We start from the raw sequence: 10,522 nt of genomic DNA, 5'->3' as shown, positions 1-10,522 counted from the left end.
GACGGAGGAACTCCCACTCCTCATCGGACAGTTCATGTCGACGTATCACCCAACCATGATCCACCACTCAAGATCAATTGAAGACACGACCTAGGCACGTCCCTGTGACTCACCCGCCCGGGCCAGGACCCCCCGCGCGCGTTCGAGCACCGGCCGGTCGACCATCTGCCCGTCGACCGTGGTGACCGAGTCACCGGCGTCGAGAACGCCGCGCGCCCAGCGCAGTTCGCCGGCCGAGGGAGCGAACCCGTCGGCAACATGCCGTACCTGCGCCGGATGGACGCAGAGTTTGCCGGTGAACCCCAGGCGCCTGGCGCGCGCGACATCGGTGTCGAGCGCGTCGGGATCCCGTACGGCGGTGGTGACGCCGTCGACGGGCGGGTGGACGCCTGCCGCGGCGGAGGAGAGGACGAGCCGGGAGCGGGCGTGGGTGAGGGCGAGGTGGTCGTCGTGGGCGACGCCGAGCTGGGTGGCCAGGTCGACATTGCCGAATGCGGCGCGCACGACGCCGGGCACGGCGCACACCTCGTGGGCCCGCTCGATGCCGAGGGCGGTCTCGACCAGCGGGATCAGCGGGCAGCGTCGGGCCGTGCGGGCTGTGATCTCCGCGAGGACGGTCGAGTTCTCGGCCTTGGGGACCATGATGGGGCAACTGTGGTCGGCGGCCCGCGCCAGGTCCGCCTCGAACCACGGCGTACCGGGCGGATTGACGCGTACGACGGCTGTGTTGCCCAGGCCGAGCCAAGCATCGGCGTTGTCGCGGGCCCGGTCCTTGTCGTCGGCGGCAACGGCGTCTTCGAGGTCGATGATGACGAGGTCGGTGCCGGAGGCGGCGGCCTTGTCGAAGCGGTCGGGCCGGTGGCCGGGGACGAAGAGCAGGGTTCGTGCCGTGGCGATGCGGTCGGTGTCCGGGGGGCTCGGGGTCATGCGAGGGTCACCTCGGCGGTGGCGTGGCGTGCCTCGCGGAGAGTGGCGATGTGCAGCCGGGCGTGGTCGTCGGTGAGTGTGCCGTCGGCGAGGAGGTACTCGCCGAGGAACGCCGGGCTGTGCAGCCGGTAGGACAGCGACCGCACCTGCCGCTCCGGGGCGTTCCCACGGACCAGTTCCAGCATGAGCAGGGCCAGTAGCGGGCCGTGGACGACGAGACCGGGGTAACCCTCCGCATCACGGCAGTACGGGCTGTCGTAGTGGATGCGGTGGGCGTTCGCGGTGAGCGCGCTGAACCGGAAGAGCAGGGTCTCGGTCGGGTGCAGGCGCAGCTGCCACTGTCCCTCGGGGTCCGGTTCGGCCGATGCGTCGGGTGCGGCCGGGTGCCGGGCCGTGTTGCCGGCGCCCGACCGGTAGACGATGTCCTGCTCCTCCACCAGACACAGGCGGGCGTTCTGCCGGAACTCATGGCGCTCGGTGACGAACAGCAACTCGCCGCTGCGGCCTTGCTTGGAGGTGATGGCGGCCAGGCTGACGGTGCGTTCGGCCGGTTGACCGATGCGCAGGGGTTCGGTGATCTCGCAGCGCCCGCCTGCGAACATGCGCCTGCGGTCGGGGATGGGCGGCAGGAAGCGGGCGTCGCGCAGGTGTCCGTCGGGGCCGAGAGCCTGCTGGGGTGCCCAGTGCAGGAAGTAGAGCCACTGCCACAGCGGCGGCAGTGGATCTCCGGACCCGGCGGCGGGGTCGGCGAGGTCCAGCAGTGCCGACATTGCCGCCGCCGGAGCGGGCTGCAGGGCGTCCTCGTCGGTGACCGGTTCGGGACGCCATGACTCGACGTGGGAGGCGAAAGAGGCGGGCATGGGCTCGTTCCTTGTATGGCGGCGTCAGGACAGCGGGGCGGTGGCCCGCGGGGCGGACGTCCGGGATTCCAGCAGGGAGGTGCGGGACGGTTCGCGTACGACCAGCGTGGCAAGGAACGTCAGGCCGATGCACGCGGTGACGTACCAGAAGAAGACGGTCTCGTGGCCGCCCTTCTTCAGGGCCAGCGCGATCGGCTCGGTCAGGCCGCCGAAGGTGGCGGTGACCAGGGCGTGCGGCAGGCCGACGCCAAGGGCCCGGACCTTGGTGGGGAACATCTCGGCCTTGATGATGGCGGCCAGGGCCGAGTAGCCGCTGAGGAAGGTCAACGCCGCTGTCATCAGCAGGAAGGCGAGCCACGGACTACTCGAGCGCCCGAGAAAGGTCATGATCGGGACCGTGAAGAGCATGCCGCAGACCGAAAAGGCGAACATGACGGGGCGGCGGCCGTAGCAGTCGGAGAGCGCGCCGGCGACGGGTTGCAGCAGCATGTAGACGAAGAGAGCGGCGAAGCCGATGACGGAAACCGTGGACTTCGGGATGCCCGCCGTGTTCACCAGGTACTTCTGCAGATACGTCGTGTAGGTGTAGAAGGCGACGGTGCCGCCGATGGCGAGGCCGAAGACGGCCAGCAGCTGACGCGGATACTCGGTGAACAGGGAGTGCAGCCCCTTGCGTTCCTGCTTCGCCGCGGACTTCGCTTGCTCCTGTTCGAAGTGCTGTGACTCTTCCATGGTGCGGCGCAGGTACATGACGATCAGCCCGGACACCGCTCCGATCGCGAATGGAACGCGCCAGCCCCAGCTCTCCAACTGCGCGTCGCTGAGCAGGTTCTGCAGGACGATCGCCACGAGCAGGGCGGCGAGCTGGCCGAGCACGATGGACACGTACTGGAAGCTGGAGTAGAAGCCACGCCGTCCGGTGGGCGCGACCTCGGCGAGGTAGGAGGCGCTGGAGCCGAACTCGCCGCCGACGGACAGCCCTTGGAGCAGACGGGCCAGAACCAGCAGGACGGGAGCCCACAGCCCGATGGACTGGTGGCCGGGGGCGAGAGCGATGGTCAGCGAGCCGACGCTCATCAGGGTGACCGACAGGGTAAGGGCGCGACGGCGGCCGTACTTGTCGGCATAGGCGCCGAGCAACCAGCCACCGAGCGGGCGCATCAGGAACCCGACGGCGAACACGACTGCTGTGGAGAGGAGTTGGGCGGTCTGATTGCCCTCCGGGAAGAAGGCGGCGGCGAAGTAGACGCTGAACGTGGCGTAGGCGAACCAGTCGTACCACTCGATGAGATTGCCGAGACAGCCGCGTACGACGTTGGCGGTGACCTGGGAGCGTGCGGGGACGGAGGTGCGGCTCTGCGACATGGGAAGCTCCGTTGCTCGTGTCGCGGTGGGGAGGAGTGCGCGCGGTCCTCATCGGCGGAGGACGAATTCAGCGGAGGACGAAGGGGTTGCCGGTGGGGGCACCGGTGTTGATCCAAACGCTCTTGTCCTCCAGGTAGGAGGCGATGGCGCCGATGCCGTTCTCGCGGCCGATGCCGGAGTCCTTGAAGCCGCCGAAGGGTGCCAGGTAGCTCACCGCGCGGTAGGTGTTGACCCAGACGGTGCCGGAGCGGATACGGTCCGCCATGCGGAAGGCGCGGCCGATGTCGCCGGTCCAGACACCGGCGCCGAGGCCGTATCGGCTGTCGTTGGCGAGGGCGACCGCCTCGTCCTCGTCCTTGAACGGGATGACCGCCAGGACTGGCCCGAAGACCTCCTCCTGGGCGATACGCATGCTGTTGCGCACGCCGGTGAAGACGGTCGGTTCGACGAACCAGCCCTTGTCGCCCGCGGGCTTGCCGCCGAGGGCGAGCCGGGCGCCTTCCTGGCGGGCGATGTCGATGTAGTCGAGCACTTTGGCGTACTGGGTGGGGGTGGTGATGGGCCCGACCTGGGTGGCCTCGTCCATCGGGTCGCCCATGCGGGCGGTGCGCGCGAGGTCGACCAGACGGCCCACGACCTCGTCGTGCACGCCCTCCTGGACCAGCAGCCGGGATCCGGCGATGCAGGTCTGCCCGGTGGCGGCGAAAATGCCGGAGACTGCACCGTTCACGGCGGCTTCGAGGTCGGCGTCGGCGAAGACGATGTTCGGTGACTTGCCGCCGAGTTCGAGGCTGACGCGCTTAAAGTCGCGTGCGGCGGCCTGGTTGATGTGCCGCCCGGTGGCGTCCGAGCCGGTGAAGGTGACTTTGCCGACCAGCGGGTGCTCGACGAGGGCGGCGCCGACGTCCCGGCCGAACCCAGTGACCACGTTGACCACACCGGGCGGAAGCCCCGCCTCATGGAAGAGCCGAACCAGTTCGAGCGTCGACGCGGAGGTGAATTCCGAAGGCTTGACCACCACCGTGCAGCCCGCCGCGAGCGCCGGAGCGATCTTCCAGGCCAGCAGCAACAGCGGAGAGTTCCACGGCGTGATGACCGCCACCACCCCGACGGGCTCCTTCTTCGTGTAGGCGAAGTAGCCCTTCTTGTCCAACGGCGGGACGGTGCCCTCGACCTTGTCCGCGAGTCCGCCGTAGTAGTGGAACCACTGGGGCACGTAGCCGACCTGGCCGTGCATCTCGGTGAAGAGCTTGCCGTTGTCGCGGACCTCGGTCTCGGCGAGGTCGCGGGCGTTCGCGGCGATGGTGTCGCCGAGCCGCCGCAGCAGAGCGCCCCGCGCACTGGCGGTCAGCTCGGCCCAGGGACCGGTGTACAGGGCGCGGTGGGCGGCTCGCACCGCGTCGTCCACGTCCTGCTCGGTGGCCCGGGCGATCTCTGCCCAGGGCGTGCCCAGATAGGGGTTGTCGGTGGGGAACCACTCACCGTCGGCCGCCTTGCGGCTCTCGCCGTCGATGAACATCTCGTAGCGCTGCATGGGAGCCCCGTCCGTTAGAAGGTGCCGAGACCGAGGGCGGCGCGGAAGGTGTTCTTGTTGGCGACGCCGTCGCGGGGCGGCAGGGCGCGCGGTGGCTCGGTGGTGTCGATGAGCACCTGGGCGTACGTGGTCGCCCCGCGCCCCATGATGCGCGTGGCGAGGCCTTCGACCTGGGCGAGGTCGGTGATCCGTTCGGCGTCGCGGATACCGAAACCCTGGGCGACCGCGACGAGATCGGTGCCCAAGCCGGTGTGGCTGGGCTGCATGCCGGTCTCGCCGAAGTGGGCGTTGTCGAGGACGACGATCGTGAGATTGGGCGGGAGTCGGGCCCCGATGGTGGCCAAGGTGCCAATGCCCATGAGGTGTTCGCCGTCGCCGGTGATCGCGGCGACGGGGCGGTCCGGCTGGGCGAGGGCGAGTCCGAGGGCGAGGGGTGCGGCGGCGCCCATCGCGCCCCAGAGGTAGAAGTTGGTGGGCCGGTCGCCGGCGGCGAACACGTCGTAGCTGGGGGAGCCGAGGCCGGTGACGACGAGCGCGTCCTCCGGGAGCCGGGAGATCAGGTCGGCGACGAAGCGGCGGCGGTCGAGGCGGGCCGGGGTGTCGACGGCGGTCATCAGTTGCGCTCCCACTTCTTGCGGCCGATCAGCTTCTGTCCGAGGAGCACGGCGACACGCTCGCCCGCCTCAAACACCGAGTCCAGGGCGGCCTCGACGGTCTCCTCGACGTCCTCGGGCTCGTCGGCCCGGAGCACGGTGATGCCCATGAGTTCCAGGGCCTGCTGGGTGGTACGGCCCATGGGGCTCTGCCAGGGGTTGAACTCGGCGTACTCGCCGCGCATCGTCACCAGCGTCAGGAAGGGGAACCGGCACATCTCCAGCAGGGAGAACATGTTGACGCAGTTGCCGACCCCGCTGCTCTGCATCAGCAGGGCCGCGCGCTGACCACCCAGCCAGGCCCCGGCGACCACACCGACGCCCTCCTCCTCGGTGGTCAGCACCACGTCGTGGATAGAGGGGTCGCGTTGCGCCTCGAGGATGGTGTGGGAATGGCCGGAGTCGGGGACGTAGGCGATCTGCTGTATGCCGCGCTTCTTCAACGCGGCGAAGACGTCCTCCTGCCAGGAGGGTGGGGCGGGAGCGGCTGTCTCGTTCATGCCGTTCATCATGGGTTCTGATGGGTGACGCTGAACAATAGAAAGCAGTGATACCCGCATGCACCGCTCGCATAGCGTGCGGCTGTGGCCCTGCGGCTGCGCGCAACTACGGCCCTTCGTCGAGGAAGGCCGAGACGAGGGCACTGGCCTCGGCGCGGCATTCCTCGAAGTACGCGTGCCGGGCGCCCGGGAAGACATGGCTCGTGGTCCGGGGGATGCGGGCGGCGAGCAGGGGGAGGTTGTCCGGTGGGGTGAGCCGGTCCTGGTCACCGTGCAGCAGCAGCGTCGGTGCCGTGATGCCCTGGAGCGCGTCCCATGCGTCGTGACCGTTGCTGGCCACCAGGTGTCCGTGGCGGGCGTGCGCGGGCATGTCCGGGTCGCCGAGAGTCGTGTACGGGCCGGGGTGGTCGGCGAGCCAGGCGGGGGTGTACATCAGGTCGGTCAGTGCGCGGCGGGCCGCTTCCGGGTCGGCCTGGGCCAGGGCCCGTCGTACGGAGGCGTCGCGCTCGACGGCGTGCGGGCCGCCGGGGGAGGTGCAGCCCAGGACGAGGCGTCGCACGCGGGCCGGGTGACGGGCGGCCACCCATTGGGCGACCCGCCCGCCCATGGAGGTGCCGTAGACATCGGCGCGCTCGATGCTCAGATGGTCGAGTACCGCGACGACGTCATCGGCGAACTGCTTTGTGGAGTACGGACCTTGAGGCTTGCCGCTCCCGCCGGTGCCACGCATGTCGAAGGTGATGGTGGAGTGGGTGGCATGGAAGTCCGCGCGGACGCGGTCCCACCAGTGGTGGTTGTTCGCCTGCCCGGCCAGGAGGACCAGCGGATACCCGTCTCCCATGCGTTGGCAGGCCAGTGCCGTGCTGTCCTGGGCGCGGGCGATGGCGGTGGACGGCTGTCCGGTGTCGGTCATGCGATGTCCCGGGGTTCTTCGAGGGTCTGCTCGGACGGCTGAGTCGGCGGGTGGGTCACGTGCCCTCGGTGTCGGTGTCGGTGCCGGATCCATGGACCTGGGCGGAGGGCCATCTGCCCTGCTGCACGGCCGAGTTGACCTGTCGGACCAGCTCGCGTGCGACGACCTCCACGGCGGGCGGCGTGCGCCCGTGCCTCGGTGTGCCGAGGACGATCGAGCGCCACACGTCGGGTTCGCTCAGCGGCGCGGCGCTCAGCGTGCCCCGCGCGACGTCCTCGGCGATGCCCACGCCGGGCAGGACGGTCCAGCCGTGCCCCGCCTGGACTAGCTGCTTCTGCACACGCATGGAATTGGTCTGGACGACGATCTCCATGGCGGCTCCGGCACGCACCGCCGCTGCGTCGATCAGACGGCGCAGGGCGTGGCCCGAGGCGGGCATGACGAGAGGGTGCCGGGCCGCTTCCGTGAACGGAACGGGGCGGTCGGCGCGGAGGTCGGCGGATGCGGGAGCGACCGCCCACAGATGCTCCCGTACCAGCGGGTGGGCGTTGAGGGAGGGGGTGCTGTCGAGGTTGTACAGCAGGGTCAGGTCGAGGTCGCCGGCGTCGAGCCACTGCTGCAGATGTCCGGAGTAGGCGGTCATCAGGCGAAGCTCGACGCCGGGGTGGTCGCGGGCGACAGCCGTCACCAGCGGTTCGGCCAGCAGATCGCTCGTGCTCTCCAGCAGCCCGACGGTGACGATGCCCGTCACCACCCCCGGGCTCGGCTGCACCTCGGCACGGGCCCGCTCCAGTTCGTTCAGGGCGCGCCGGGCGCGGTCGACCATGATCGCTCCGGCGTCCGTGGGCCGCATGCCCTGCCCGGTTCGCTCGAAGAGGTCGATGCCGAGCTCCTGCTCCAGGGTGCGGATCTGCCGGGTGACCGCGGGCTGCACGAGGTGCAGCAGCTCTGCGGCGCGCGTGACACTGCCCACCTCGGAGACCGTGACGATCGCCTTGAGTTGCTTGATGTCCAAGGGTCTTCCCTCCGCAGCCACACCTCAAGGGGCGCACTGGTCATCCGCACCACGCATGGGGGCATCACATCTTGCTATTTCCATAGCATCGTCATGAGTGCTGATGATGGTACTCCCGTACGGGACCCGCACCCTCCTGGAGGTCATCTCATGACCGAGCACCCCGAAGAACCGCCGCTGGCGGGCATCACCGTCGTCAGCGTCGAGCAGGCGGTGGCCGCTCCCTTCGCCACCCGTCAGCTGGCAGATCTCGGTGCCCGGGTCATCAAGGTGGAGCGTCCGGGCGGGGGCGACTTCGCCCGTCGGTACGACACCACGGTGCACGGCGAGTCCAGCTACTTCGTGTGGCTCAACCGGTCGAAGGAGTCCGTGACGCTCGACCTGAAGTCGGAGGCGGGCCTACGGATCCTGGACCAACTGATCGCCGGGGCCGACGTGTTCGTCCAGAACCTGGCACCGGGTGCGGCCGCGAGGCTGGGCCTGGGCGTCGAAGCACTCGCCGAGCGCTTCCCCTCCCTGATCCCCTGCTCCATCTCCGGCTACGGAACCAGCGGTCCATGGGCCGACCGCAAGGCATACGACCTCCTGATCCAGTGCCAGACCGGCCTGGTCTCACTGACCGGCAACGAGCACGGGGCGGCCCGCGTCGGGATATCGATCGCCGACATCGCCGCCGGCATGTACGCCTACTCCGGCATCCTCACCGCCCTGTTCACCCGGGCGACCACGGGCGCCGTACGGGACGTGGAGGTGTCGCTGTTCGAGGCCCTGGCCGAGTGGCTGAGCCAGCCCGCCTTCTATACTCGCTTCGGCGGCACCCAGCCCCCGCGGATCGGTACTCAGCACGCCACCATCGCCCCCTACGGCGCCAACACCTGCGCCGACGGCAAGGATGTGCTGTTCTCCATCCAGAACGAACGCGAATGGGCGGCCCTGTGTGAGCGGTTCCTGGGGCAGCCGGGACTGGTCACGGACCCTCGGTTCGCCACCGGCTCGGCTCGCGTCGACCATCGCGCGGAGCTGAATGCGATCGTCGCCGAGCGATTCGGCGAGCTGAACAGCGATGCGGTGACGAAGCTGCTGGACGAGGCGGACATCGCCAATGCGGGTGTGAACGACATCGGGGAGTTCCTGGCGCACCCGGTGCTCAGCGAACGGGACCGCTGGCGCGACGTACGGATCCCCGGGGAAGCCGTGGTGCCCGCGCTGCTGCCGCCGGTCGACCTGGCGGGCACCGCCCCGCGTATGGACCCGGTGCCCGCAGCCGGGGAGCACACCGAGACCGTCCTGGCCGAACTGGGATACGGCAGCACCGACATCGACCGCCTCAGGGCCGACAGCGTCATCTGAACCACAGCTGGACCACAAGGAGTTCTTGTATGAGCACCTTCGACATCCTCGCCGAGGACGAGCAGTTCATCGTCCGCACGGTGCGCGACTTCGTCGACAAGGAGGTGAAGCCCGTCGTCCAGGAACTGGAACACGCCAACACCTACCCCGAAGCCCTGATCGAGCAGATGAAGCAGCTCGGCATCTTCGGCCTCGCCGTCCCCGAGGAGTGCGGCGGCACCCCGGTCTCCACCCCCTGTTACGTCCTGATCACCGAGGAGCTGGCCCGCGGCTGGATGAGCCTGGCCGGCGCGATGGGCGGCCACACCGTCGTCGCCAAGCTGCTGCTGCACTTCGGCACGGAGGAGCAGAAGCGTCGCTACCTGCCGAAATTGGCCACGGGCGAGATCCGTGCGACCATGGCCCTCACCGAGCCCGGCGGCGGCTCCGACCTCCAGGCCATGCGGACGGTCGCCCGCAAGGACGCCGACGGCTACCTGGTGAACGGCACCAAGACGTGGATCACCAACTCCCGCCGCTCCGGCCTGATCGCCCTGCTGTGCAAGACCGACCCCGAAGCCACGCCCGCTCACCAGGGCATCTCGATCCTCCTCGTCGAACACGGGCCGGGCCTGACCGTCTCCCGCGACCTGCCCAAGCTCGGCTACAAGGGCGTGGAGAGCTGCGAGTTGTCCTTCGAGGACTACCGGGCGCCCGCGAATGCCGTCCTCGGCGGAGCGGAGGGCAAGGGCTTCGCCCAGATTATGAAGGGGCTGGAGACCGGCCGTCTCCAGGTCGCCGCCCGCGCCCTTGGGGTCGGCCGGGCGGCATTCGAGGACGCGCTCGCCTACGCTAAGGAGCGCGAGTCGTTCGGCAAGCCGATCTGGAAGCACCAGTCCATCGGCAACTACCTGGCCGACATGGCGACTTCACTTACTGCTGCCCGCCAGCTCACCCTGTACGCCGCCCGTGAGGCGGACGCGGGCCGACGCGTGGACATGGAGGCTGGCATGGCGAAACTCTTCGCCTCCGAGACGGCCATGCAGATCGCCCTCAACGCCGTCCGCATCCATGGCGGTTACGGCTACTCCACCGAGTTCGACGTCGAGCGCTACTTCCGGGACGCCCCGCTGATGATCGTCGGCGAGGGCACCAACGAGATTCAGCGCAACGTCATCGCAAGCCAGCTGGTCAAGCGCGGAGGTCTGGACGCATGAGGATCGTTGTCACTGTGAAGTACGTGCCCGACGCCATCGGCGACCGGCGCTTCGCCGATGACCTGACCGTCGATTGGGACGACGTGGACGGTCTGCTGCAGGCCCCGGAGTCCTAGGGCGTGTTTCGAAAGTCCCTCCCCCCACTGCCCTGAGGGGGTGGGAGGTGCCCCCAGGCTCGCGGCGTCTGGCACGCGCGCTCGCCGCGTTGT

General features: G+C 69.3%; 10 protein-coding genes and 1 pseudogene. 3 read left to right on the top strand and 8 right to left on the bottom strand.

The features are described 5' to 3' along the window. Positions 1-90: 90 nt before the first annotated feature. The 8 genes from ACIRS4_RS36010 to ACIRS4_RS35975 all read right to left on the bottom strand — a co-directional run bounded on the left by ACIRS4_RS36010 (position 91) and on the right by ACIRS4_RS35975 (position 7,767). Entirely contained in the window at positions 91-927 is an 837-nt protein-coding gene (locus ACIRS4_RS36010; protein WP_404204142.1) for an HpcH/HpaI aldolase/citrate lyase family protein, read from the bottom strand. Continuing rightward, the gene (locus ACIRS4_RS36005; protein ID WP_404204140.1) at positions 924-1,787 is read right to left on the bottom strand and encodes a hypothetical protein; all 864 of its coding nucleotides are present in this window, start codon (positions 1,785-1,787) and stop codon (positions 924-926) included. Before ACIRS4_RS36005 ends, ACIRS4_RS36010 begins: the two co-directional genes overlap by 4 nt. Positions 1,788-1,811: 24 nt before the next feature. Then, a complete protein-coding gene (locus ACIRS4_RS36000) occupies positions 1,812-3,152 on the bottom strand; it encodes an MFS transporter (RefSeq protein ID WP_404204138.1) in 1,341 nt (446 codons plus the stop codon). A 67-nt stretch (positions 3,153-3,219) separates the two neighbouring features. Then, the gene (locus ACIRS4_RS35995; protein ID WP_404204136.1) at positions 3,220-4,686 is read right to left on the bottom strand and encodes an aldehyde dehydrogenase; all 1,467 of its coding nucleotides are present in this window, start codon (positions 4,684-4,686) and stop codon (positions 3,220-3,222) included. Positions 4,687-4,700: 14 nt separating this feature from the next. Continuing rightward, positions 4,701-5,300, bottom strand: a complete 600-nt coding sequence (locus tag ACIRS4_RS35990) for a thiamine pyrophosphate-dependent enzyme (RefSeq protein WP_404204135.1) — start codon at positions 5,298-5,300, stop codon at positions 4,701-4,703. Then, the gene (locus ACIRS4_RS35985) at positions 5,300-5,839 is read right to left on the bottom strand and encodes a phosphonopyruvate decarboxylase (protein ID WP_404204132.1); all 540 of its coding nucleotides are present in this window, start codon (positions 5,837-5,839) and stop codon (positions 5,300-5,302) included. Before ACIRS4_RS35985 ends, ACIRS4_RS35990 begins: the two co-directional genes overlap by 1 nt. A gap of 106 nt (positions 5,840-5,945) precedes the next feature. Then, positions 5,946-6,752 (bottom strand): alpha/beta fold hydrolase, encoded by an 807-nt coding sequence (locus ACIRS4_RS35980; RefSeq protein WP_404204130.1) that lies wholly within the window; start codon positions 6,750-6,752, stop codon positions 5,946-5,948. Positions 6,753-6,807: 55 nt separating this feature from the next. Then, positions 6,808-7,767 (bottom strand): LysR family transcriptional regulator, encoded by a 960-nt coding sequence (locus ACIRS4_RS35975; protein WP_404204128.1) that lies wholly within the window; start codon positions 7,765-7,767, stop codon positions 6,808-6,810. A gap of 150 nt (positions 7,768-7,917) precedes the next feature. On the opposite strand from ACIRS4_RS35975, the gene ACIRS4_RS35970 reads away from it, so the two are divergent. From ACIRS4_RS35970 to ACIRS4_RS35960, 3 genes and pseudogenes are all read left to right on the top strand, one after another. Continuing rightward, positions 7,918-9,117, top strand: a complete 1,200-nt coding sequence (locus ACIRS4_RS35970; protein WP_404204126.1) for a CaiB/BaiF CoA transferase family protein — start codon at positions 7,918-7,920, stop codon at positions 9,115-9,117. 29 nt (positions 9,118-9,146) lie between these two features. Beyond that, a complete protein-coding gene (locus ACIRS4_RS35965; protein ID WP_404204124.1) occupies positions 9,147-10,313 on the top strand; it encodes an acyl-CoA dehydrogenase family protein in 1,167 nt (388 codons plus the stop codon). Beyond that, positions 10,310-10,411, top strand: a pseudogene (locus tag ACIRS4_RS35960) (electron transfer flavoprotein subunit beta); the annotation flags it as partial. The gene ACIRS4_RS35965 and the pseudogene ACIRS4_RS35960, both read left to right, overlap by 4 nt. Positions 10,412-10,522: the final 111 nt, after the last annotated feature.

This window comes from Streptomyces sp. NPDC101166, from assembly GCF_044768125.1.
GTDB lineage: Bacteria > Actinomycetota > Actinomycetes > Streptomycetales > Streptomycetaceae > Streptomyces.
The sequence above is the reverse complement of the archived record's forward strand: the minus strand, read 5'-3'. Positions and strand labels throughout refer to the sequence as shown.

Excerpts from the sequence above, each read along its gene's own strand:
- ACIRS4_RS35985 (WP_404204132.1), bottom strand. The coding sequence starts at position 5,839 with ATGAACGAGACAGCCGCTCCCGCCCCACCCTCCTGGCAGGAGGACGTC.
- ACIRS4_RS35965 (WP_404204124.1), top strand. The coding sequence starts at position 9,147 with ATGAGCACCTTCGACATCCTCGCCGAGGACGAGCAGTTCATCGTCCGC.
- ACIRS4_RS35990 (WP_404204135.1), bottom strand. The coding sequence starts at position 5,300 with ATGACCGCCGTCGACACCCCGGCCCGCCTCGACCGCCGCCGCTTCGTC.
- ACIRS4_RS36005 (WP_404204140.1), bottom strand. The coding sequence starts at position 1,787 with ATGCCCGCCTCTTTCGCCTCCCACGTCGAGTCATGGCGTCCCGAACCG.
- ACIRS4_RS36010 (WP_404204142.1), bottom strand. The coding sequence starts at position 927 with ATGACCCCGAGCCCCCCGGACACCGACCGCATCGCCACGGCACGAACC.
- ACIRS4_RS35980 (WP_404204130.1), bottom strand. The coding sequence starts at position 6,752 with ATGACCGACACCGGACAGCCGTCCACCGCCATCGCCCGCGCCCAGGAC.
- ACIRS4_RS36000 (WP_404204138.1), bottom strand. The coding sequence starts at position 3,152 with ATGTCGCAGAGCCGCACCTCCGTCCCCGCACGCTCCCAGGTCACCGCC.
- ACIRS4_RS35970 (WP_404204126.1), top strand. The coding sequence starts at position 7,918 with ATGACCGAGCACCCCGAAGAACCGCCGCTGGCGGGCATCACCGTCGTC.
- ACIRS4_RS35995 (WP_404204136.1), bottom strand. The coding sequence starts at position 4,686 with ATGCAGCGCTACGAGATGTTCATCGACGGCGAGAGCCGCAAGGCGGCC.